Below are 22,661 nucleotides of genomic sequence, written 5' to 3' on the forward strand. Positions count from 1 at the left end.
CTCCCGGCACAGCTTGGGGCTGTGAGAGCGCTCTCTCGCCCCTGTTTGTACCCTGTGTATCGCCCCCACGCCATCCCCCACCACCCACCCACCCCATCCCTCCCCACCCCATCCCCACCCCATCCCCACCCCCGCCCCATCCCCACCCACCCGCCGGTCGATCATGGAGTTGTGGTGGTCGATATAGCAGCAGAGGTCCATTCTGCACCCCACCACAACTCCATGATCGACGGTGCGGAGGGCGCCGGCGGGGCGACGTACGATGACCGCCGTGCAGTTCGGGGTGCTCGGGCCGCTCGCCGTCACCACCGACGCCGGCGAGCCGGTGGTGGTGCCCGGGACCAAGGTGCGCGCCCTGCTTGCCGACCTGCTGACCAACCGCAACCAGGTGGTCTCGGCGGACCGGCTCATCGACGACCTGTGGGGCGAGGAACCCCCCGCCAACCCCGCCGGTGCCCTCCAGGTGCGGGTGTCCCAGCTGCGCAAGGCGCTCAACGACGCCGAGCCCGGTGCCCGCGACCTGGTCGAGTCCCGACCACCGGGCTACCTGCTGCGGGTCGACGCGGTCGACGCCGACAGGTTCGCCGAACTTGCCCGGTGCACCGACGTCGACCGACTCACCGAGGCCCTCGCGCTGTGGCGCGGCGACGCGTACGCGGACGTGGCCGACGCCGAGTTCGTCCGGGCGGAGGCGACCCGCCTCGCCGAGCAGCGCCTCGCCGTGCACGAGCGGCTGGCCGCGGCCCGGCTGGCGCGCGGCGAGCACGACCTGGTCGCCGCCGACCTGGCGGAACTGGTCGCCCGGCACCCGCTGCGCGAGGGCCTGCGGGCCGTGCATCTGCAGGCGCTGTACGCGGCCGGCCGCCAGTCCGAGGCGCTGGACAGCTACGCCGACCTTCGCGACCGGCTCGCCGACGAGCTGGGGCTCGACCCTGCCCCGGAGCTTGTCGCCCTGCATCGCCGGATCCTCGAACAGGACGCCGACCTGAGCGCGCCACCGAAGGCGACGACCACCCGCGACAACCTCCCCGCCCAGCTCGACGAGCTGATCGGACGGGCCGAGGCGCTGGCCGAGCTGCAAGCTCTGCTGCCCCGGCAACGGTTGGTCACGCTGGTCGGGCCGGGCGGGGTCGGCAAGACGCGACTCGCCATCGAGGCAGCCCGTACCGTCCCCGACGGCGTCCGCATTGTCGAGCTGGCACCGCTGCCCGCCCGTGACAGCGGCATCGCCGAACAGGTGCTCGGCGCGCTGGACGTGCGCGAGTCCCCCGGCACCAGCCTCTCCGCCGTCGACCGGCTCGTCGCGGCGCTGCGGCAACGTCACCTGCTGCTCGTGTTGGACAACTGCGAACACGTCATCGAGCCGGTCGCCGAGTTGGTGGCCCGGCTGCTGCGCGACGTACCCGGGCTGAGCGTGCTGGCCACCAGCCGAGAGCCGCTCGGGCTGACCGGGGAGCTGCTCTGGGACGTACCCCCTCTGTCCGTGCCCGGCGACGGTGACCTGGACACGGTCCGGCGCTCGGCGGCGGCCCTGTTGTTCGCCGCACGTGCCGGCGCGCAGCAGCGCGGCTTCCGGCTCGACGCGCGCACGGCGCCGGCGGTGGCCCAGCTCTGCCGCCGTCTCGACGGCCTGCCGCTGGCGCTGGAGCTGGCCGCGACCCGGGTACGGGCGCTCGGCGTGCGGGGCGTGGTGCAGCGGCTCGACGACCGGTTCCGGCTGCTCGCCACACAGCAGCGGGACGTGCCGCCGCGCCAGCGGACGCTTACCGCGGTCATCAGCTGGAGCTGGGACCTGCTTGACGAGGCGGACCGTCTCGCCCTGGCCCGGCTTGCCGTGTTCGGCGACGGCTGCACCCCGGAGGCCGCCGAGCGGGTCTGCGGAAGCGACCTGGACACGCTGGCGCGACTCGTGGACCGGTCGCTCGTGGTGCTCGACGACTCGGGCACGGCACCGCGCTACCGGCTGCTCGAATCGGTCGCCGCGTTCTGTCTGGACCGCCTCACCGACGCCGACGAGGTCCGGGCACGGCACGCCGCCTACTACACCGAGCTTGCCGAACGCGCCGACCCGGGGCTTCGCGGCGCCGACCAGCAGCGATGGCTGGCGGTGCTGGACGCCGAGACGGCGAACCTGCGCGCGGCGCTGGACAACGGCGGCGGGCTGCGCCTCGCCGTCGCGTTGAGCTGGTACTGGTACCTGCGCGGCCGGTTCACCGACGCACGGCGGGCGCTCGCCATACGCGACGAGGAGCAGGAGGCGCGGGCAGCGCCCTGGCGGGTCGGCTTCGCGCTGTTGCAGGGCGACGAGATCCGGCCAGCCGACGTACGGGCCGCGGTGGCCGGCAGGTCAGACGAACGGGCCGCCTGGTTCGCGGCGAACGCGGTGATCGACCACAGTGACCTGACCCTGGCGGCGGAGCTGCTGCCCACCACCGTCGCCGATCCGTGGACCGAGGCCGCGGTGCTCACCTCCCGGGCCAGGCTCGCGCACGCGATGGGTGACCAGGAGGCACTGGAGAGCGCCGCGACCCGCAGCGCCGCGCTGTTCGCGAAGCTCGGCGACAGGTGGGGACGGCTCGTCGCGACCGAGTGGGTGGGCGGGCTCGCGGACATGCGCGGCGAGCACGAACGCGCCGCGGCCCTGCACCGGGAAGGGTTGCGCTGGGCCGAGGAACTGGCGCTGTGGCCGCAGGTCGGCAGCACGCTGTCCTGGCTGGCCTGGCTCGCGGTGCAGACCCGCGACTACGCGCAGGGCCGCGAACTCGCCGAACGCGCGTACCAGATGGCGCTGGAGCAGGCCACGCCCAGCGCCATCGTCTTCGCGCAGATGAGCCTCGCTCTGGCGGCCCGCCGCGACGGCAAGCGCGACGTCGCCGTCACCCACCTGAGCCACCTCGTCGAGCAGGGCCGGGCCGAGCCCTGCCCGGCGTTGTACCTGCCGCTGGTCCTGGTCGAGCTGGGCTACGCCGTCGAACAGGACGGCGACCCGGACGCCGCGCTCGCGCTGCACGTCGAGGCGTTTGCGGCTGCCGAGGCGATCGCGTCGACACGGGACACGATCGGGCCCCTGGAGGGGATGGCGTCGGCGGTGCGCTCACCGGAGGCCGCCGCCCGGCTCCTCGGCGCGGCGGCTGCCGCCCGGCTGGCCACCCACTCTCCCGCCTCTCCCGCCGAACGGGACGAGACCGACAGGGTGGCCGAACGCGTCCTGGCCGTCCTCGGACGGGAACGCTTCGACGCCCTGGTCGCCGAAGGCATGGAGCTGAGCCCGAGCGAGGCTCGCGCCCAGCTCTGACCAGCGGGTCAGGCGGCCGTCCCCGGTCGGTACGTGGCGATGATGACGCCGCTCTTGTGCACACGGGTGCCGATCAGCTCGAAGGACGCCCGGACGTCCTTCAGCGGCACGGTGAGGCTGGCGCCTCCCTGGAGCACCGGGCAGATCCAGAACCGGACCTCGTCCACCAGCCCTGCGCGGACCAGTTGCGCGGTGACCGAGCCGTAGCCGTACTGGATGATGTTGTGGCCGTCCTGGGCCTTGAGCCGGGTGACCTCCTGCACCAGATCGCCCTGGAGCACCTCCGTGTTGTTCCAGGTGGGGTTGGTGAGGGTGGTCGAGGCGACGTACTTCTTGACGTTGTTGAAGTAGGCAGCACCAGTGCTCGGGTCGCTCTCGTCCCGCTGCGGCCAGGCCACGGACATGCCGTCGTAGGTGACCCGGCCCATCAGCATCGCGTCGGCCTCGTCCGTCTGCGAACCGGCGAACGCGGCGGCCTCCTCGTCGAAGTACGGCATGGTCCACGTCGGGTTCTCGATGACACCGTCGAGGGTGACGTATGTCGAGTTGATGAGCTTGCGCATCGGATTCTCCTGGCTGTCGGTCGTCTTCTCCGGTGACAACCAGGACTGTGCCGTCCGCCGCTTACGATTCGCTTCAGGTGCCCTTACCCGGGTCGGTGAGCGGGATCGGCAGCGCCTGCGTGGCCGCCGTGCCGCCGCCGGCGGAGTGGGCCGGCGCGGGACGGTCGCCGATGCGGCTGTGCAGGCGTCCGCGCCCTGCCGGCCCGGCGCGCCGGGTCACCTCGGCCGTCACCATCCGCACCGGCGGTGGCGGTGCGGTGAAGCGTCCGACGCCCCAGCGCACCCAGATCGGGATCCGCCCGGCGTCCGCCTCCGCCCGCAGCTTCTGCACCGTCCGCGCCCGGTCGGTGTGGTCGACCTCCACGACTACCGGCGGGCCGTCCGGGCGGGCGCACGCCACGTCGAGAACTGAGTGCCGCTCCTGCATGGGCGGCGGTAGCGGCACCACGCTCGGCGCCCGCCGGTAGACCCGCCAACCCTGCGCCTGCGCCCAGCGCACGACCGAGTCGATGACCCGTGCGGTGACCTCGTCGGTGTCCAGGTCGACGAACGTCAGATCGTCCAGCCAGCGGCCCAGGTCCGCGGCCAGCCGCTCGCCCTGCTCCGTGACGTCCACCGGCGCAGGATAACGCCTCGACCGACGGCGGCCACGGTCGCGGCGGGCTGCCGGGACGCCTCAGCCGACAGCGGTCGCGGGCGCGGACGCGGCGAGGTGCCGGGCCAGCCACGCGGTGGTGGCAGTGCGGGCCGCCTCGGCGTTGTCGCGGGCCAGGAAGTCGTGCCCCTCGCCGGCCAGGACCAGATGACCGTGCGGTACGCCGCGAGCGGCGAGGGCCTGCGCCACCTGCGCCGACTCGCCGGCCGGCACGTTCGTGTCGTTGGCGCCGTGGATGAGCAGCACCGGCACGTCGAGGCGGTCCAGGTGGGTCATCGGTGACAGGTCCCGCAGCAGCTCGGCGTCGCGCACCGGGTCGCCGTACTTGCTGACGGCGGCGGCGGCGATCCACGGCTCGGTGCCTGCGAAGAACGTCCGGAAGTCGGAGATGCCGCACTCGGCCACCCCGGCGGCGAACAGGCCGGGGAAGTTCACGAGCACCGCGAGGACCAGGTAGCCACCGTAGGAGCGGCCCAGGCAGCCCAGCTGGCCCGGCCGGGCAACGCCGCTGTCGAGCAGGAAGTCAGCGCACGCTGCCACGTCGGCGATGGCGCCGTACCGGCCGGCGAGGTTGTCGGCGGCGACGAAGGTACGCCCGAAGCCGGACGAGCCGCGCACGTTCGGCGCGAAGACCGCGACGCCCTGCGCGACGAGGGCCTGGAACAGCGGGTTGTAGCAGGGGCGTTCCTGTGCCTCCGGGCCACCGTGCAGGCTGATCGCCGTCGGCCAGGGGCCGGGGCCGGGCGGCCGGTACAGCCAGCCGGACAGCGGCATTCCGTCGCGTGCCCGCAGGTCGACCAACTGCGGCGCGACTCCACCACCGCCGGCGCGCGTGGCGGCGGCGTCCGGACGCAGCGGACGCGGCGCGGCTGTCACCGGGTCGACCAACCAGACCTCCCGGGGCTGCACCGGCCCCTGCGCGGTGACGCAGAGCAGGTCGCCCCCGGCGGCGAAGACAGCGCCGTCGAGCACCTCACCCGGGGCCGCGACGGCCCGCTGCACGCCACCGGCCAGGTCGAGCAGGCTCAGCTCGCTGCGCCCGCCGTAGGTGTTCCACAGCAGCGCGGCGCGACCCCGGTCGGCGCTGACCGCTACGTGCTCCAGCTCGGCGTCCGGTCGTCCGGCGAGCCGCACCGGCGCCAGCTCGTCCCGCGTCAGGTCGACCCGCACGAGCGTTGCCAGCTCGCTGAATGCGTCGGTGCGGGCCAGCACGCTCGTGCCGTCCCGGCCGAACCAGCCCTGGTCGGTGCTGCCCCGGCCGGTGTCCGGCAGCAGCCGCCGCCGCTCGCCGGTCGCCACGTCCAGCACCTCCAGCCAGCGGGCGTTGCGCGGGCCTCGACGCAGCAGGGCGGCGCCGGCATCCGCTGTGACGTCAAGCAGTGTGAGCAGGTCGTCCTCGACCAGCACAAGCCGCTGCCCGGTCCCCGCGTCGATCAGTAGGGCCGTACCCCGGTCTGCGGTCTCGGTGACGGCCATCAGCGCACCGCCGGGCAACCACCCGGACACCGACGCGCTGCGGCGGCCGAAGCCGGCGACCTGCCGGCGGCAGGTGCCGTCGGGGCGCAGCACCCACAGCTCGGTGCGGGGCGCCCCGCCGGGCGCGACGACGCAGGCAAGCCACTGCCCGTCCGGCGACCAGCTCACCGCCAGCACCGGCTCGTCGCCGGTCGGCACGGCGACGGTTTCGCTGGCGTCCACGTCGCGGACCCAGACGCCGGGCGTTCCGGCCCGGTCGGACAGGAACGCCACCCGCCTGCCGTCCGGGGAGGGCGCGCTGGCGAAGTCCTCGCCGGCCGGTGGCGACGGCAGCAGCCGGCGACCGGTCGGGCGGCCCCGGCGGGTGGTGCGCGGCGCCTCGGTCCGTGCGCTCATCTAAACCCCGATCCGCTGCAACCAGAGCTCCAGCAGCCCGAGCTGCCAGAGCGCGTTCGAACCCAACGTGGTCCGCCGGGCGTTCGGCGCGTCAAGCAACTCCTCCAGGTAGTCCTTGCGGAACAGACCCCGGTCGCGTGCCGGCGGCGCGGTCAGCGCGTCGCGGACGTCGTCGAGCAGCGGGCCGGAGAGATGCCGGATCGCGGGCACGGGGAAGTAGCCCTTCGGGCGGTCGATCACCTCGTCCGGGACGATGCCCCGGCTCGCCGCCTTCAGTACGCCCTTGCCGCCGTGCGCCAGCTTCAACGCCGGTGGGCAGGCTGCGGCCAGCTCGACCACGTCGTGGTCGAGGAACGGCACCCGCCCCTCCAGCCCCCAGGCCATCGTCATGTTGTCCACCCGCTTGACCGGGTCGTCGACGAGCATCACCAGGCTGTCCTGGCGCAGCGCCGCGTCCAGCGCGGTGTCCGCGCCCGGCGCGGCGAAGTGCGCGGTGACGAACTCAAGGCTGGCGTCGTGGTCGAGCATCCACTCGGGTGCCAGCTGGTCGGCGAGCGCGTCGTGGCGACGATCGAAGAACACCCTGGCGTACGCCTCGACGGCGTCCTCGCGGGCCACGTTCGCCATCGGCGGGTACCAGTCGTAGCCGGCGAAGATCTCGTCGGCGCCCTGACCGGACTGCACCACCGTGATCCGCTGCGACACCTCCTCGGAGAGCAGGTGGAACGCCACGCAGTCGTGGCTGACCATCGGCTCGCTCATCGCCCCGATGGCCGCGTGTACGGCCGGCACGAACCGGTCGCCGCCGATGCGGATCTGCTGGTGGTCGGTGCCGAACTCGCGGGCCACCAGGTCGGAGTAGTGGAACTCGTCGCCGCTCTCCCCCGCCTTCGCCTCGAACCCGATGCTGAAGGTCGCCAGCCCGGTCTGGCCCTGCTCGGCCAGCAGGGCGACGATCAGGCTGGAGTCGATGCCGCCGGAGAGCAGCACGCCGACAGGCACGTCGGCGACCATCCGGCGACGTACGGCGGTGCGCAGCGCGGACATGATCCGCTCCTGCCACTCGTCTGCGGACATCGGCGGCGCTGCCGCGCGGGTGAACTCCGGCCGCCAGTAGACGGTGTCGGTGCTGCGACCGTCGCCGGTGATCACGCGTACGGTCGCCGGGGGCAGTTTGCGGACGCCGGCAAGGATGGTGCGCGGCGGCGGCACGACCGAGTGGAAGCTCATGTAGTGGTGCAGTGCCACCGGGTCGAGGTCGGTGTCCACGTCACCGGCGGCGAGCAGCGCCGGCAGTGTCGAGGCAAAGCGGATCCGGCCCGGCGTCTCGGCGAGGTAGAGCGGCTTGATGCCGAGCCGGTCGCGGGCCAGCACCAGCGTGGACGTTGTCAGGTCGACGAGGGCGAAGGCGAACATCCCGTAGAACCGCTCGACGCAGGCCGTCCCCCACCTGTGGTACGCCTTGAGGATCACCTCGGTGTCCGAGGTGGACCGGAAGGAGTAGCCGGCGGCGGTCAGCTCGTCACGCAGTTCCCGGTAGTTGTAGATGCAGCCGTTGAAGACCAGGGCCAGGCCCAGCTCGGGGTCGACCATCGGTTGGGAGCCGGCGTCGGACAGGTCGATGATGCGCAGCCTGCGGTGCACGAGCGCCGCCGGCCCCTGCCGCCACCGCCCCTCGCCGTCCGGGCCCCGGGAGGCGAGGGCCGGCAGCATCCGCTCGACGGCCGCCATGTCCGGCGGCGCCCCGTCGAGCCGGAACTCGCCTCCGATACCGCACATGGTTCACCTCTCATCGGCTCGGGTCGCTCGGGCCGCTGACCGGTCCAGGTTTGGCCGGCCTGGTTGCGTCCCGATGACGTCAAGGTCAAGCGTGGGTTACGCGGGCGGTTGACCGGCTCCGCCGAGCAGCCAGGTGTCCTTCGACCCACCGCCACGGGACGAGTTGACGATCATGCTGCCGGCCGGTGCGACCCGGGTCAGCGCCACCGGCGCCACCTCGGCCGTGTCACCGAGGAAGACGAACGCCCGCAGGTCGACGTGCCGAGGTGCGAGGGCGGTGCCGTCGAACACCGGGTGGGTGGTCAACGAGATCACCTCCTGGGCGATCCACCGGTGCGGCGCGGCGAGGATCTGCTCCCGGGCGGCGTCCAACTCCTCCGCCTCGGCGCGCGGACCGATCACCACGCGGTCCCCGCCGTACCCGTCGACGGGCTTGAGCACCAACTCCCCCAGCCGGCCGAGCACCTCGGCGCGCTGCTCGGGCAGCCCGCACAGGTACGTCGGCACGTCCGCGAGCAGCGCCTTCTCCCCCAGGTAGTACTCGATGAGCTGCGGCACGTACGCGTACAGCGCCTTGTCGTCGCCGACGCCGTTGCCGAGCGCGTTGGCAAGGCTGAGCCGCCCCGCGTGCACGGCGGCGAGCAGTGGCCAGCCCAGCGGCACCCCGTCGGCGCCCGGCGCGTGCAGCAGCGCCTCCTCGTCCATCCGCAGGTAGATCACGTCGACCTGGCTGCGGCGGCCCTCGCGTACCAGGCACACCCGCCCGTCCTCCACCAGCAGGTCGCTGCTCCCGATCAGCGGCACGCCCATCTCGTCGGCGAGCAGCCGGTGCTCAAACCATGCCGGGTCGCCGGAGCCACTGCTGAGCACCACCACTGCGGGGTCGTCGGCGGCGGCGGGCGCGGCGGCGAGCAGCGCCCGGTGCAGCATCGCGGGTGTCTCGTCGGCGGGCAGCAGGTCGTCGGGCACCGGCAGCTCCGGCAGCACCGCCCGGGTCAGCCTGCGGTTCTGCACCGCGTAGCCGAGACCCGAGGGCACCCGCAGGTTGTCCTCCAGCACGTACCAGCCGCCGTCGGGGTCACGCACCAGATCCGTGCCGGACACCTGGGCGCGGGTGCGGCGGCGGCCCATGAGCGCGCCGGTTGGGCGCAGGCCGGGTGAGGACTCCACCACCCAGGCCGGCACCACGCCGTCGGCCACCACCGCCCGCTCGCCGTAGACGTCACGCAGGAAGGCGTCGAGGGCGCGGGCCCGCTGCACCAGGCCGCTGCGCAGCGCGCTCCAGTCGGCGGCGGGCACCACCCTGGGCATCAGGTCGACAGGGAAGAGCCGGGTGCTCGCCTCACCGGCCACGCTGAAGGTCACACCCCGGGCGCGCTGCTCCTCGTCGCGGTCGTGCTCGCGTTGGCGCAGTCCGACGGTGCCCAGGCCGCGCAGGGCGTCAAGCAGCGGCCGGTACGCCGGCTCCGGTCCGTCCGGGCCGAAGACCTCGTCGCCGGCGTCGACGTACGTGGGCAGGGCCGGCGGTGGCGGTGCACCCGGGCCGGGGGCGCCCGTGCGGCCCCTGGTCTCGTCGAGCAGCAGGTCGACAACGTCGGCCAGTCGACCCCGCCGCTCGTAGGCCCGTCGCTGCCGGGCCGCCGAGCTGCCGCGCGCCAGCGCGTAGCGGGTCAGCTCGCTCACCTGTTCCCAGTCCCCGGTCGCCTCCAGTTGCGGGCGCAGGTCGGTCACCAGTCGACGTACCGCCTCGGCGGCCGGCACCGGCCGGGCCGAGCGGGGCAGGTCCAGCAGGTCGCCCTCCAACCCGGAGCGGGCGGCCCGCCACACGGCGGCGCGCAGCACCGGCGGGCGTACGGCGGTGCGCTCGACGCCGGCGCGCAGCGCGGCGACCTCCCGGCGGACCAACGCCCGGAACAGGCCGGTGAGCAGGACGATGATGTCAACGTCGGAGTTGGCGTCGGTGATGCGCAGCTCCACTGTGGGCACGTGCGCCGACGGCCGCACATCGAAGTAGATCATGGCGGGGTCGGTGATGGTCTCCGAGGAGATCAGCTCGGCGACAAGCGCCTCGTGGTCGGCTGCGCTTGTCACCTCGCCCGGGTCGCCGGCCGTGGGCCAGCGCTGCCAGACCAGCGAGCGGACGCTCGCGTAGCCGCTGTCCTGCCCCATCCAGTACGGCGAACTGGTGGACACTGCCAGCAGCAGCGGCAGCCACGGCTGGACCCGCCGGGTGACGGCCACCGCCAGATCCCGGTCCGACACACCGACGTGCACCTGCGCACCGCAGATCAACTGCTCCCGCGCGAGCATCTGGTACTCGTCGAGCATCCGCCGGTAGCGGGAGGTGGGGGTGACACTCGGGTCGCCGTCGGCGCGCAGCGGCACGGTGCCGGCCGCCACGATGCCCAGCCCGGCCCGGTCGGCGACCTGGACGGCCGACTGGCGCAGGCGGGTCAGCTCGGCGCGGATCTCGTCCAGGGTGCGGCAGACAGCGGTGTTGGTCTCCACCACGCTGCGGTGCAGTTCCGCGGTGAACGACGCGGCCGGCAGCCGGTCGAGCAGCTCCCCCGCACGCGGCACCAACTCGCGGGTGTGCAGGTCGACGACATGGAACTCCTCCTCCACACCGATGGTGGCGAGGTCCGCCGGGTCGCTGTCGTCGACCTGCATGACCGGTTGGGCACGGGATGCGGGCACCGCCCGGCCGTTGCCGGACCGGCCCAGCGGCCCGTCGAACGTCGCCGCGTTCGTGGTGTTCTCGACCATGGTCACCCCGGTTCGCGTATCGGTGTGTCGACTTGTCCGACGAGCGTTCCCAGGATTGGTACCGGAGGTGTTTCCGGCGCGTTAAGGTGACGCACCGTTCTGCCCGGCCGCTCGGCGGCACGCTGCGGGCACCGCCCGGGTCGACCCCGCCGTGCCAACGGCACATGCCGGTGAGTCATCACTCTGACTCACCGGCATGTCGCAACGACGCCTACCGTCGATCGCGCGTGTTCGCGGTCGGGGTCATCTCATGTTGGCGACCACGAACGGCGCGTGGCCGTGCAGGTAGTTGTCCCATCCGCCGGTCACCGGCGCACCCGGGCTGAGCAGGTTCGTGGTGTCGGTGCCGACGTCGAGCTTCCAGGCCGTCCAGGAGATGCCGTTCGCCTTCATCCAGTCGATCCAGGACTGCGCCTCCGGCAGGCAGGCCCGGCCGTCGAGACCACCGTCGGCGTGGCTGGCGCCCCACTCCGTGACGAACAGCGCCAGGCCGGCCCGGATCGCCGCGTCACCCTTGGCGCGCAGCGACGCGCCGTGGGTGCACGAGTAGAAGTGCAGCGTGTACATCAGGTTGGTGCCGGAGACCGGGCTGGCAGCCGCGACGTCCACGTCCTGCGACCAGGTCGGGGTGCCGAGCACCACGATGTTGTCCGGGTCGGCGGCGCGGATCGCCGAGACGACAGCCTGGTGGTACGGCTTGATGACGTTCGTCCAGCTCACCTGCAACGGCTCGTTGTAGGGCTCCCAGATGACGTTGGGCAGGTGGCCGTAGCGGCGGGCCAGGTCACCGAAGAACGCCACCGCCTGCGACTGGTTGTTCTGCGCCTCGTGCGCGTGCCAGTCGACGATCACGTACACCCCGGCGCTGACCGCGTTGTTGATGATGGTCTCCACCTGGTTACGCGCCCTGGTCGGGTCGCTGAGGTACGCGCCGGCCGGCTCCACGCCCATCGCCGCGCGGATCACCTGAAGCTTCCAGTTGTCACGCATCCAGGTCAGCGCGGACAGGTTCTCGGCGTACGGGGCGGTCTCCCAGTTGAGCCACATGCTGCTGATGCCCCGCAACTGCACACGCGCGCCGGACTTGTCGCACATCGTCGTGCCGCACACCCGCAGCTGCCCGTGCCGCTCGACGGGCGTGCCGGTCGTGGGCGGCGGCGTCGTGGGGGGCGGGGTGGTCGGTGGCGGTGTCGTGGGCGCCGGAGTGGTCGGCGCGGGAGTGGTGGGCGTCGGAGGCGGGCCTCCGGCGCAGGCCGCGCCGTTGACAGTGCAGTTGACGGGGGTGCCGGAGCCGTCGACGAGGAAGCCGAACGACGTCGACGCCCCGGCGGCCAGGGTGCCGTTCCAGGACACGTTTGTGAAGGTGTAGCGGCTGCCGGAGGTCGTCTGCTGCGCGTTCCACGACTGGCTGATGCTGGAGGGGGCTGGCAGGTCGAACTCGACGCGCCAGCTGGTGATCTGTGCCGACGTGTTGTTGGTGACAGTGACCTGGCCCTGGTAGCCACTGCCCCAACTGTTCGTCACGGAGAACACGGCTGTCGCCGCACTCGCCGGCGTGGCCGCGATCGCCACCGTGCCGGCTATCAGGCCGGCGACGGCCAGCGACGTGACAAGTCTCAGTGTGCGCATGCTGAACCCGCTTCGGATCGACGGTGATGGTCTGAGGCGGGGCGGCGCCAGAGCCGACAATATCGATCTTCCACGATGCATTCAAGGCGTGCGGCCGATCTCCCGCTCGCCGGGACCAGCTGAGCGGTGTACGCCGCTCAGCGCACCTTCATGAGGTCGACGAGTTGGTCCAGCGCAGCGCCCCATCCTTCGTGGAAGCCCATCTCCTCGTGCGACTTCTTCGCCGACGCGTCGGCGTGGATCGCGGTGGCTGTGTACTTCGTGCCCGCGCCGTCCGGCTCGATCCGCACCACAGCGGTGAAGGGGAAGCCGTCCTGGGCGATCTGCGGACGGAAGCCGGGCCCCAGGCCGGAGGTGAAGACCAGCGTCGAACCCTCGTCGACCACCAGGATGCAGCCGCTGTTCGGGTACTCCTCGCCCTCGGGCGAGCGCATTGTCGTGTCGAATCTGCCGCCGGGCCGCAGGTCGATCTCGCAGGCGACTGTCGACCACGGCTTCGGGGTGAACCACTGCATGATCAGCTCGGGTGTGGTCCAGGCCCGCCAGACCAGCTCTGGCGGCACGTCGACGGTGCGCTCCAGGACGAGATCGAGGTCGGGGTCCACTGCGTAGAGGGTCATCGTTCTTGCTCCTTCAGGTCGTAGAGAAGTGAGTCGAGTTGGTCGAGGCGTCGGGTCCACCGCGCGCGCTGCGCGGCGAGCCAGGTGTCGAGGTGCTCCAGCGGCTGGGGCGCGAGCCGGTAGGTGCGAACCCGGCCCTTCTTCTCCGACGTCACCAGACCGGACTGTTCGAGGACGTGCAGGTGCTGGGTGAACGACGGCAGCGCCATGTCGAACGGACGAGCCAGCTCACTGGTCGTGGCCGGCCCCTGGGTGAGGCGCTCGACGACCTGGCGGCGGGTGGGGTCGGCCAACGCCTGGAACACACTGTCGAGAACGCCGCCGCCCTCCCCCACATACTTAGCCATGCGCCTAACTATGCACGGATGCATTACTTAGGTCAAGCCCTAAGTAATTGCGCTCCAAGACACGTCACGGATCGCCGGACGCCCGCACCGGCCGTAGCGTAGGGCGCATGCGAACCACCACGCTGGGCAGTGCAGGACCCGAGGTCGGCGTCATCGGCCTCGGGTGCATGGGCATGAGCCACGGATACGACATCACCGGCCCCCGCGACGACGACACGTCGATCGCCGTGATCCGACAGGCGCTGGACCTGGGCGCCACGCTTGTCGACACGTCCGACGTGTACGGGCCGTACACCAACGAGGAGCTTGTGGGACGGGCGCTGGCCGGCGGCCACCGGGAGCGGGCCGTCCTGGCCACCAAGGTCGGCCTGGTGACCACCTCCCCCACCGGAGGGCCCGGCAACTCACCGAAGATCGGCAACGACGGCCGACCGGAGCACATCCGCGTGGCGATCGACGCCAGCCTGCGCCGGCTCGGCACCGACCACGTCGACCTCTACCAGCTGCACCGCGTCGACCCGCAGGTGCCCATCGAGGAGTCCTGGGGCGCGATGGCGGAGGTCGTCGCAGCGGGCAAGGCGCGGCAGATCGGGCTGTCCGAGGTGACAGTGGAGCAGATCGTACGGGCTCAGACGGTGCACCCGGTGGCGTCGGTGCAGTCGGAGTTGTCGCTGTGGACGCGTGATCCGTTGACCGAGGTGCTGCCGTACTGCGCGCAGCAGGGCATCGCGTTCCTGCCGTTCTCGCCGCTGGGCAGGGGTTTCCTCGCCGGCCGGTTCACATCCTTCGACGACCTGCCCGCCGACGACTTCCGCCGTGGCCTGCCGCGTTTCCAACAGGACGCGTTGCGCGCCAACCTGGCCATCGTCGCCCGGGTCCGCGAGATCGCCGACCGGGCCGGGCTCAGCCCCGCGCAGGTCGCTCTCGCCTGGGTGGTCGCCCAGGGCGAGCAGGTCATTCCGATCCCCGGCACGAAGACGCCGAAGTACCTTGTGGACAACTGCGCGGCCGGCGACGTGCGGCTCAGCGCCGAGGATCTGGCCGACCTCGACGCCCTGCCCGCGCCCGAGGGCGGACGTTACTGACCATCGCCTCCCGGCGCCGGGCTGGTCGCGGCCCACACTGGTCCGCGACCAGCCCGACCCCGCCGCCGTCAGGCGGGCCGGGCGGCGGCGTCCACCGGTGGGCCGAACCGCACCCCGACGCCTGGTGAATACAGCACGCTGACCGGAGGCCCGGCCGGTGTCGGCAGCCCTGCGGCGGCGACCAGCTCGTCGTCAAGGTGCAGCAGCTCGGCGCGGTGCAACGGCCAGCGCGGATGCCAGTTCGGCAGGTGCAGCGTGCGCCCGTACGCCCGGGTGTGCAGCCCCCACCGGGCGGTGACGAAATGCTCAAGCGGCGTCGGCTCGGCGATCGCCTCCCCCACCCGAACCACAATCCGGCTCGTCGTGCCGGCCGGGCCGGGCCAGCGTCGCCGGCACCGGTAGGTGAGGCGGTCACCGTCGCGGTCCACTCCCATCGAGGACCAGAGGTACGGCAGACGCAGCGTCACCTGGGCGACAAGCACGGGAACGAGGCGGGACGCGTCAAGCGACCGGAACACCACCGCACGCCGGCCGTTGGCGTCGACCGAGTAGAGCCGGACGTTCGTCTCCCAGAACGTGCCGAAGTACGGCACCGCCGGCCCGCGACCGAAGCCCAGCCCCACCATCCGGAAGCCGATCAGACCGACGTAGGTGACGCCGTCGATGGTGTCCGGCCGGGTCCCGACGGGCAGCAGCGGCGCGACGGTCTCCGGGGCGACCGCCCAGTGCAGGAAGGTGAGGTCCTCCCAGCGCTGCCGTAGGACCGCCCAGGGGAACGACTGTCGGGGCGCGATGTCGACCGGCTCGATGTCCACGCTTCCATCCTGACTCAGGCCCGCACGGGGCTGGCATCAGGCGTGCGGGCCGACCCTCACCGTGCCGATGGTCAGCGCCGCCCTGCCCTCCAGGATCTGGCCGACCCGATCGACCTCGTCCTCCAACTCCCGCAGCCGACCCGGGTCGAGCGCCTGCAACGGCTCGACAGTGACGTGGATCGTGCGTCCGGAGCGGCGTTGGTGCCACACCCCGGAGACCACCCCGTCGACAAGCAGCACCGGATAGTTGCCGGCCTGGCCACGAGCCAGCGCCCGCTCGGCCGCGACGCCGGGATAGAGCCGCTCACGCGGGTGGCAGCCAACCGCGTACGCGTCGAAGTAGGGCAGGAGCCGCAACCCGGACGGCGGGTCGGTCGGGAAGTCGGTGTCGTCGGCGGCCACCCATGCCTGCGTACCCTCCACTGTCACCTCGGCCAGGTCGATGGAGTCGAACAGCGACGTGGCCCACCGCACCGGCGCCGCGAGCCACTTGGCGAACTGCGCCGGGGTGGCTGGCCCGTAGGCGAACAGATATCGGCGGACGAGATCGGTCAGGGCGGCGCGGCCGTCCATCGGCGTGAAGCCGGGAAGCCAGCGCGTCGGGCTGGTGTAGGTGATGGCGCGACCCCTTGCCGGGCCGAAGCAGATCACCCCGGCCCGGCTGGCGGTCGACATCGCAACCATCCATCGGGGCCACAGGTCCTGGAACGCCTCCATGACCCGCTCACCGGCCCACGGACCGGTGCGGGCCACGAGCTCCTCGGTCAACTCGGCGGTGGTCAACTCGGCCTCGGCCAACGCGTCACCCATGGCGGCGAGGACCTGCCCGGCCTGCTCGGACGTCAACAGGTGGCGACTCTGCTCCCACGACGGAGCCGGTATCGCGGTGAGCGCGCCGATCCACATCGGCAGGTCCACGGCGGCGAGCAGGTGCACCGTCCCGCGCGGTCCACGGGTCTTGACCAGGGTGCGGTCCGTCCAGAGCGCCTGTCGCACCAGGGCGCGGGTGGCACCGGGCACCCGCAGGCCGATGGACAGCTCGGCGGCGGAGGCGACCTGGGCGTGCGCGCCGCACATCGCGGACACCACATCGGCGACGCCCTCGGCACCCGGTGGTGACTCGGGTGCGGCCCGCGCCGAGAGCCCGTGCCGGGCGAGACGCCGGGCCGACACCTGCGCCCAGCTCAGATCGGTCACGGCGGGCTCCCGCGGCGGGCGTGGCTGTCAGCGTGGATCCCCATGACGCGCACGCTATGGCCGGGGTACGTCAGTTCCCGGCCGACACCGGCTGGCCCGGACCGCCACACCACCACCCGCCGTACGCTGGTACGGGCATGCGGCCCGACCAGAACGCCCAAACTGCCATAAGCGGGACGCACGGGGGGACGTGGTCGTGACACAGGGTGACGCGGAACTGGTCCTGCTCGCCTGCGGAGTTCACTCAGGCTGTGGTGGAGCTGCTGCACCGCTGAAACGGCGCACCGCCGCGCCCGACACCGTGATGGGCGTCGCGCGCGGCGGTGCGGTCGGTCAGTGGATGATGACAGGCGTCTTGGCCTGCTCCCCCTGCTCGTTGTCGAGTTGCGCCCGCTGCCGCCGTCGCGGCAGCAGGGCGGCCGGGATGAACGTGAGCACCACCAGCCCGAACGCCACCCAGAACGTGTGGGCGAACGACTTCGCGGCGAAGTCGAGCCCGCGCTCGATGATCGACGGGTCAACCGGGATCTGCTGGAGCAGCTCCGGCCGCTGCTGGGCGGCGATGGCCAGCCCTGCCTCGGTGATCGGCTTGCCGTCCGGGTCCACCGCGCCCGGGATCGGCCGGGAGCCGTTCAGCTCGTTGGTGAGGATCACCGACATGACGGCGGCGCCGACCGAGCCGCCGATCTGCTGGAGGATGTTGACGAGCGTCGAGCCGCGCGCGACCTCCTGCGCCTGCAACGTCCGCAGCGCCGACGTCATGATCGGCATCATCGTGCCGCCCATGCCCAGACCCATCACGAACAGCGACGCGCCGAGCACCCAGTACGAGGTCTGCGCGTCGACCTGCGTGAAGCTGAAGAACCCGATCACGATCAGCGCCAGCGCGAACGGCACGGTGCGACCGATGGGCACCCGGTCCGCGAGCGTCCCGGCGATCGGCATGGTGAGCATCGCGCCGAGCCCTTGGGGTGCGATCAGCAGACCGGCGGCAAGCGTCGACTCGCCGCGCACCTGCAGGAAGTAGCTCGGGAACAGCAGGCCGGCGCCCATGAACGCGATGATGAACACGAACAGGGTCAGCGAGGCGATGGTCAGGTTGCGGTTGCGGAACAGCCGCAGGTCCAGCAGCGGGTGCCGGGGCCTGAAGGAGTAGAGCACGAACGCCACCACAAGCGCGCCGCCGACGAGCATCGGCGCCCACACCTTGGTCTCGGCGAACGTGCCCGTCTCCGGCAGCGACGAGACGCCGTAGAGGAACAGGGCGAGGCCGGGCGAGAGCATCAGCATGCCGAGGAAGTCGAACGACTCCGACGGCTCGGGCGCGTCCTTCGGCAGGGCCATCTGGGCGTAGATGAGGGCGACGACACCGATCGGCAGGTTGATCAGGAAGATCCAGTGCCAGCTCGCCACGTCGATCAGCCAGCCGCCGAGGATCGGGCCACCGATCGGCCCGAGCAGCATCGGGATGCCGAGGACTGCCATCAGCCGGCCGATCCGGTGCGGCCCGGCCGCCCGGGTCATGATGGTCATGCCCAGCGGCATGAGCATGCCGCCGCCGAGGCCCTGCAGGACGCGGTAGGCGATCAGCTCGCCGATCGAGTCGGCGGTGGCGCAGAGCCCGGACCCGATGGTGAACAGCGCGAGCGCCACCATGTAGAGGCGTTTGGTGCCGAACCGGTCGGCTGCCCACCCGCTGAGCGGGATCACAGTGGCCAGCGCCAGCGTGTAGCCGGTCATCGTCCACGCGACGCGCGCGTAGGTCGCGTCGAACTCGCTCTGGAACGTTGGCAGCGCAACGCTTACCACCGTCACGTCGAGGATCGACATGATCGCGCCAAGGACGACGACGCCTGCCACCTTGAGAACTGCGGCGTCGAGCTTGTCCGAGGTCGCGACGGATTGCTGTGTCACAAACTCTCCTGAGGTCGGTTGAACACGCGTTGGTCGGCGGTGGCGGTGCCGCGCCTACCAGGCGCAGGGCGCGGCGTACCAGGGCGACGACGCGCGCAGGCAGACTATCCGCCGGTTGTGACGTCGCGCCGCTGGGTTTCGTGACGCCGACCGGCGACAAGTCCGTTCGGTCGCCCGATTACGGCCGGTCGTCGGGGTGTCGATCAGTCGGCGAGGCGATCGAGCCGTCTGCCAGCAGCGAACGGCAGGCGACCCGAGGCCCAGCGGCTCAGCCAGGGACCGCGAATCCGTGGATGAACCGCACCTGGTTGGGGGTTCGGGACGGTGCCACGGTCGGTGCATGACCACTTCCACCCACACCGTCACCGGCCACTGGATCGGCGGCGAGACACTCGCCGGCTCGGCCGGCACCCTTCCCGTCGTGAACCCGGCGACCGGCGACGTCGTCGCCGAAACCCCGGCCGGCACCGCCGCCGACGTCGACCGGGCCGTCGCCGCCGCCCGGGCGGCCTTCCCCGACTGGGCGGCGACCACCCCGGCGCAGCGGGCCGAGGTGCTGCGCCGCCTGGGCGCCGGTCTCGCCGCCCGCCAGGAGGAGATCGCGACGGTGATCACCGCCGAGATGGGCTCCCCGATCGGGATGTCCCGGACCGCTCAGGTCGCCTTCCCCGCCGCGGTGATCGAGTCCGTGGCCGGCCTGGCCGACGACTTCGCCTGGACCGAGGAGGTCGGCAACTCGCTGATCGTCCGCGAGCCGATCGGCGTGGTCGGCGCGATCACCCCGTGGAACTTCCCGCTGCAGCAGATCGTCTCCAAGCTGGCGCCGGCGCTGCTCGCGGGCAACACGATGGTCTTCAAGCCGTCCGAGAACGCCCCGTTGACCGCGCGGATCCTCGCCGAGGTGGCCGCGGAGGCGGGCGTACCGGCGGGCGTGTTCAACGTGGTGTACGGCACCGGGGCGGTCGTCGGTGAGGCGATCTCCGCCCACCCGGACATCGACATGATCTCCTTCACCGGCTCCACCCGGGCCGGACGACGCATCTCCGAGGTGGCGGCGCACACCGTCAAGCGGGTCACGCTGGAGCTGGGCGGCAAGGGCGCGACCATCATCCTCGACGACGCCGACCTGCCCTCGGCGGTCACCACGGGCATGCTGATGGCGTTCGCCAACGGCGGGCAGGTCTGCGGCGCGTGGCCCCGGATGCTGGTGCCCGCCTCCCGGCAGGACGAGGTCGTCGCACTGGCCGTCGAGGCGGCCCGGCAGCACACCGTCGGCGACCCGACCGACGAGACCACCCGGATCGGGCCGATGGCGTCCGAGGCGCACCGCCAGAAGGTGCTCGGGTACATCGAACGGGGCATCGCCGACGGTGCCCGCCTCGTGTTCGGTGGCCCGGACCGGCCCGCCGGCCTGCCGAACGGCGCCTACGTCCAGCCGACGATCTTCGCCGACGTCGACCCGACGTCCGCGATCGCCCAGGAGGAGATCTTCGGCCCGGTGCTGACGATCATCCCGTATGCCGACGAGGACGAGGCCGTGGCCATCGCCAACGGCACGCTGTACGGGCTGACCAGCGGCGTCTTCGGAGAGCCGGAGCACGCGCTGGCGGTCGCCCGGCGGCTACGCGTGGGCCAGGTCGACGTCAACGCCGGCCACTGGAACCCGCTCGCGCCGTTCGGCGGCTACCGGCAGTCCGGCAACGGCCGGGAGTTCGGCCGCTTCGGTCTGGAGGAGTTCCTGGAGATCAAGTCCATCCAACGCTGAGTCGCCGGGTACCCCGGAACACCACACCGGGGTACGCCTGTTGCAGTCGACGTGCCGGTCCCGCCGGTCCGCCCGGGTGAAGGAGAAGCCAGCCGTGAACCGCGCCGAACTCGCCAGTTTCCTGCGGACCCGACGCGAGGCGCTCCAGCCCGAGGACGTGGGGCTGCCCCGGGGCCAGCGCCGGCGTACCGGAGGGTTGCGGCGCGAGGAAGTCGCCACGTTGAGCGGTATGTCCACCGACTACTACAGTCGGCTGGAGCAGCAGCGGGGTCCGCACCCCTCCGCCCAGATGCTCGCCGCGCTGGCCCGGGGCCTGCGGCTCTCCCTGGCTGAGCGGGACCACCTCTTCCAGCTCGCCGGTCACGCCGTTCCGCACCGGTCGGTCCGGGCCGACCACGTCAACCCGGGGATGATGCGGATCCTCGACCGGTTGCAGGACACCCCCGCCCAGGTGGTCAACCACCTCGGCGAGACCCTGGCCCAGACCGCGCCGGCGATCGCGCTGCTCGGTGACGAGACCCGGCACACCGGGCTGGCGCGCAGCGCGCACCACCGCTGGTTCACCGACCCCCGGGTGCGGCAACGGCACCCGGCGCAGGACCACGAGACGCAGAGCGGCCTCCTCGTGGCGCACCTGCACGCCGCGTACACCCGGGATGGCAGGGGTTCGCGGGCGGCGACGATCGTCGACGACCTGCTGGCCCGGAGCCCGGAGTTCACCCGGCGGTGGCAGGAACACCCGGTGCCGGGCGGCTACTGCCCGGCGAAGCGCTTCCTCCACCCGGAGGTCGGGGCACTGGAGCTGCACTGTCAGACCCTGGTGGATCCCGACCAGTCCCAGACGCTGCTGGTCTTCACGGCCGTGCCCGGGTCGGAGAGCGACGACAAACTGCGGCTGCTCTCCGTCATCGGCGCCCAGGTCGTCTGACCCCCGGTCCACGACGCGCCGGACGGTCGCCGTGCGCGCGGCCGTTCACCCGGGCGACCCGTACCGGGCCGGGCTGACGCCCAGGTGACGCCGGAAGTGCCGGGTGAGGTGAGCCTGGTCGAAGAACCCGGTCGCGGCGGCGACCTCGGCCGGCCGCTGCCCCGCGAGGAGCAGCCGACGCGCCAGCTCGACCCGGCGACCGGTCAGGTACGAGTGCGGCGGCAGCCCGTGCACGTGGGTGAACGTACGGACCAGGTGCGTCGGGTGGGCGTGCAGCAGCTCGGCGGCCTCCCGCAGGGTGACGCCCTCGACCGTCCGGGCGTCCAGCAGCTCACGCAGCCGCGTCGCGAGGCTGTGCGCCGCCGGCTGCGCGCCGGCCGGAGAGTTCAGCCGTAACCGTTGGCGCAGCCGGTCCAGGATGAGCGCCAGCCGGCTGTCGGCCTCGAACTCGTCGCCCGGGGCGGCGAGCACCTCGTGCAGGTGGTGGATGCGGTGCCGTAGCTGCGGATCGGCGAGGTCCGGACGGTCGACCGCCCGGCCGACCAGCTCGGCGTCGAGCGCCGTGGTGTCGAGGTACAGGACCCGCTTGCGAAAGCCGCCCGGTGTGGCGGAGCGGCCGTCGTGCGCCACGTACGGCGGGAGCAGGGTGACCGACGTCCGCAGCGCGCCGTGGCGGTGCCGGTCCAGATCGAAGTGGACCGCGCCGTCGTCGACGATCAGCAGCGTCCACACGTCGTGGGTGTGCAGCGGGTACGCGTGGTCCACGAAGTGGGCGTGGAAGACCTCGGTGACCCCGGCGACGGCGGGTCGCCACGCGCTGACGTGGGAGCCTGCCGCCCGGGTGGCCACGCTAAGAACGTACAAGACCCGGCGGCGCCGGGCGGGCAGGCTCGACGTCATGACCGAACCGATCCGCTTTCCCACGAAGATCGCTGTGTTGCTCCGCAACGACCTGGCCGGCTGGCAGCGGCTGAACGTCACCGCCTTCCTGGTCAGCGGCGTCGCGCACGCCGAGCCGGAGTTGCTCGGCGAGGAGTACCGCGACGCGGACGGCACCCGGTACCTGCCGATGTTCCGTCAGCCCGTGCTGGTCTTCGCCGGTGACCGGGCCACGCTTACCAGTGCGCACTCTCGCGCGCTCACCCGCGGGCTACGCCTGTCGATCTTCACGCACGAGCTCTTCACCACCGGGAACGACCGGGACAACCGGGCCGCGGTGCAGGCGGTCGGCCGCGAGAAGCTCGACCTGGTGGGGCTTGCCCTGCACGGGCCGCGCACAGTGGTCGACAAGGTGCTCAAGGGCGCGACAATGCATCCCTGACCGCACCCCGCCGCGGGGGGGCGGCCGGCGCGCCGGCCCCCCCCCCCCCCCCCCCCGGCGGCGGGGCGCCCCCCCGCCCCCCCCCCCCCCCCCCCCCCCCCAAGAACAAA

The 22,661-nt window shown here is 72.3% G+C and carries 17 protein-coding genes; 5 read left to right on the forward strand and 12 right to left on the reverse strand.

Features of this window, described 5'->3' with window-relative positions; genetic code table 11:
- Positions 1 to 262: 262 nt before the first annotated feature.
- Positions 263 to 3,295, forward strand: a complete 3,033-nt coding sequence (locus ACPXB1_RS12115; RefSeq protein ID WP_425735237.1) for a BTAD domain-containing putative transcriptional regulator — start codon at positions 263 to 265, stop codon at positions 3,293 to 3,295.
- A gap of 8 nt (positions 3,296 to 3,303) precedes the next feature.
- On the opposite strand, the gene ACPXB1_RS12120 is transcribed toward ACPXB1_RS12115, so the two are convergent.
- The 8 genes from ACPXB1_RS12120 to ACPXB1_RS12155 all read right to left on the reverse strand — a co-directional run bounded on the left by ACPXB1_RS12120 (position 3,304) and on the right by ACPXB1_RS12155 (position 13,526).
- On the reverse strand, positions 3,304 to 3,858 hold the full coding sequence (locus tag ACPXB1_RS12120) for a dihydrofolate reductase family protein (RefSeq protein WP_355632570.1): 555 nt from the start codon (positions 3,856 to 3,858) through the stop codon (positions 3,304 to 3,306).
- Between the two features lie 73 nt (positions 3,859 to 3,931).
- Complete coding sequence (locus tag ACPXB1_RS12125; RefSeq protein WP_355632573.1) at positions 3,932 to 4,474, reverse strand: hypothetical protein; 543 nt, start codon at positions 4,472 to 4,474, stop codon at positions 3,932 to 3,934.
- 60 nt (positions 4,475 to 4,534) lie between these two features.
- Positions 4,535 to 6,385, reverse strand: coding sequence for a S9 family peptidase (locus tag ACPXB1_RS12130; protein WP_425735238.1), 1,851 nt, complete (start codon positions 6,383 to 6,385; stop codon positions 4,535 to 4,537).
- Positions 6,386 to 8,164, reverse strand: a complete 1,779-nt coding sequence (locus ACPXB1_RS12135; RefSeq protein WP_425735239.1) for an N-acetylglutaminylglutamine amidotransferase — start codon at positions 8,162 to 8,164, stop codon at positions 6,386 to 6,388.
- Positions 8,165 to 8,260: 96 nt separating this feature from the next.
- Positions 8,261 to 10,930: a carboxylate--amine ligase/circularly permuted type 2 ATP-grasp protein gene (locus tag ACPXB1_RS12140; RefSeq protein WP_355632589.1), complete on the reverse strand. Its 2,670-nt coding sequence runs from the start codon at positions 10,928 to 10,930 to the stop codon at positions 8,261 to 8,263.
- A gap of 243 nt (positions 10,931 to 11,173) precedes the next feature.
- The gene (locus ACPXB1_RS12145) at positions 11,174 to 12,559 is read right to left on the reverse strand and encodes a cellulase family glycosylhydrolase (RefSeq protein WP_355588931.1); all 1,386 of its coding nucleotides are present in this window, start codon (positions 12,557 to 12,559) and stop codon (positions 11,174 to 11,176) included.
- 137 nt (positions 12,560 to 12,696) lie between these two features.
- Entirely contained in the window at positions 12,697 to 13,179 is a 483-nt protein-coding gene (locus ACPXB1_RS12150; RefSeq protein WP_355588929.1) for an SRPBCC family protein, read from the reverse strand.
- Complete coding sequence (locus ACPXB1_RS12155; RefSeq protein WP_355588927.1) at positions 13,176 to 13,526, reverse strand: ArsR/SmtB family transcription factor; 351 nt, start codon at positions 13,524 to 13,526, stop codon at positions 13,176 to 13,178. Before ACPXB1_RS12155 ends, ACPXB1_RS12150 begins: the two co-directional genes overlap by 4 nt.
- A 107-nt stretch (positions 13,527 to 13,633) precedes the next feature.
- On the opposite strand from ACPXB1_RS12155, the gene ACPXB1_RS12160 reads away from it, so the two are divergent.
- Complete coding sequence (locus ACPXB1_RS12160; RefSeq protein ID WP_355588925.1) at positions 13,634 to 14,611, forward strand: aldo/keto reductase; 978 nt, start codon at positions 13,634 to 13,636, stop codon at positions 14,609 to 14,611.
- Between the two features lie 68 nt (positions 14,612 to 14,679).
- On the opposite strand, the gene ACPXB1_RS12165 is transcribed toward ACPXB1_RS12160, so the two are convergent.
- The 3 genes from ACPXB1_RS12165 to ACPXB1_RS12175 form a co-directional block, all read right to left on the reverse strand.
- Positions 14,680 to 15,426: a YqjF family protein gene (locus ACPXB1_RS12165; RefSeq protein WP_355588923.1), complete on the reverse strand. Its 747-nt coding sequence runs from the start codon at positions 15,424 to 15,426 to the stop codon at positions 14,680 to 14,682.
- Positions 15,427 to 15,462: 36 nt separating this feature from the next.
- The gene (locus tag ACPXB1_RS12170; protein ID WP_355588921.1) at positions 15,463 to 16,623 is read right to left on the reverse strand and encodes a winged helix DNA-binding domain-containing protein; all 1,161 of its coding nucleotides are present in this window, start codon (positions 16,621 to 16,623) and stop codon (positions 15,463 to 15,465) included.
- 333 nt (positions 16,624 to 16,956) lie between these two features.
- Entirely contained in the window at positions 16,957 to 18,537 is a 1,581-nt protein-coding gene (locus ACPXB1_RS12175; protein WP_355588915.1) for a DHA2 family efflux MFS transporter permease subunit, read from the reverse strand.
- 340 nt (positions 18,538 to 18,877) lie between these two features.
- Here ACPXB1_RS12175 and ACPXB1_RS12180 point away from each other — a divergent pair, with 340 nt between their 5' ends.
- Together ACPXB1_RS12180 and ACPXB1_RS12185 are read left to right on the forward strand one after the other, a co-directional pair.
- Positions 18,878 to 20,302, forward strand: a complete 1,425-nt coding sequence (locus tag ACPXB1_RS12180; RefSeq protein ID WP_355632979.1) for an aldehyde dehydrogenase family protein — start codon at positions 18,878 to 18,880, stop codon at positions 20,300 to 20,302.
- Between the two features lie 94 nt (positions 20,303 to 20,396).
- The gene (locus tag ACPXB1_RS12185) at positions 20,397 to 21,230 is read left to right on the forward strand and encodes a helix-turn-helix transcriptional regulator (protein ID WP_425735240.1); all 834 of its coding nucleotides are present in this window, start codon (positions 20,397 to 20,399) and stop codon (positions 21,228 to 21,230) included.
- A 45-nt stretch (positions 21,231 to 21,275) separates the two neighbouring features.
- Here ACPXB1_RS12185 and ACPXB1_RS12190 read toward each other — a convergent pair whose 3' ends face one another.
- A complete protein-coding gene (locus ACPXB1_RS12190) occupies positions 21,276 to 22,079 on the reverse strand; it encodes an AraC family transcriptional regulator (RefSeq protein ID WP_425735242.1) in 804 nt (267 codons plus the stop codon).
- A 49-nt stretch (positions 22,080 to 22,128) separates the two neighbouring features.
- On the opposite strand from ACPXB1_RS12190, the gene ACPXB1_RS12195 reads away from it, so the two are divergent.
- Positions 22,129 to 22,551 (forward strand): DUF2000 domain-containing protein, encoded by a 423-nt coding sequence (locus tag ACPXB1_RS12195; protein ID WP_355588907.1) that lies wholly within the window; start codon positions 22,129 to 22,131, stop codon positions 22,549 to 22,551.
- Positions 22,552 to 22,661: the final 110 nt, after the last annotated feature.

This window comes from Micromonospora sp. DT68 (assembly GCF_049847245.1).
Taxonomy (GTDB): Bacteria; Actinomycetota; Actinomycetes; order Mycobacteriales; family Micromonosporaceae; genus Micromonospora; species Micromonospora profundi.

What these genes read in the sequence shown, in the direction of transcription:
- ACPXB1_RS12115 (WP_425735237.1), top strand. Translation starts at nt 263, where the DNA reads ATGACCGCCGTGCAGTTCGGGGTGCTCGGGCCGCTCGCCGTCACCACC.
- ACPXB1_RS12120 (WP_355632570.1), bottom strand. Translation starts at nt 3,858, where the DNA reads ATGCGCAAGCTCATCAACTCGACATACGTCACCCTCGACGGTGTCATC.
- ACPXB1_RS12130 (WP_425735238.1), bottom strand. Translation starts at nt 6,385, where the DNA reads ATGAGCGCACGGACCGAGGCGCCGCGCACCACCCGCCGGGGCCGCCCG.
- ACPXB1_RS12135 (WP_425735239.1), bottom strand. Translation starts at nt 8,164, where the DNA reads ATGTGCGGTATCGGAGGCGAGTTCCGGCTCGACGGGGCGCCGCCGGAC.
- ACPXB1_RS12140 (WP_355632589.1), bottom strand. Translation starts at nt 10,930, where the DNA reads ATGGTCGAGAACACCACGAACGCGGCGACGTTCGACGGGCCGCTGGGC.
- ACPXB1_RS12145 (WP_355588931.1), bottom strand. Translation starts at nt 12,559, where the DNA reads ATGCGCACACTGAGACTTGTCACGTCGCTGGCCGTCGCCGGCCTGATA.
- ACPXB1_RS12150 (WP_355588929.1), bottom strand. Translation starts at nt 13,179, where the DNA reads ATGACCCTCTACGCAGTGGACCCCGACCTCGATCTCGTCCTGGAGCGC.
- ACPXB1_RS12155 (WP_355588927.1), bottom strand. Translation starts at nt 13,526, where the DNA reads ATGGCTAAGTATGTGGGGGAGGGCGGCGGCGTTCTCGACAGTGTGTTC.
- ACPXB1_RS12160 (WP_355588925.1), top strand. Translation starts at nt 13,634, where the DNA reads ATGCGAACCACCACGCTGGGCAGTGCAGGACCCGAGGTCGGCGTCATC.
- ACPXB1_RS12180 (WP_355632979.1), top strand. Translation starts at nt 18,878, where the DNA reads ATGACCACTTCCACCCACACCGTCACCGGCCACTGGATCGGCGGCGAG.
- ACPXB1_RS12195 (WP_355588907.1), top strand. Translation starts at nt 22,129, where the DNA reads ATGACCGAACCGATCCGCTTTCCCACGAAGATCGCTGTGTTGCTCCGC.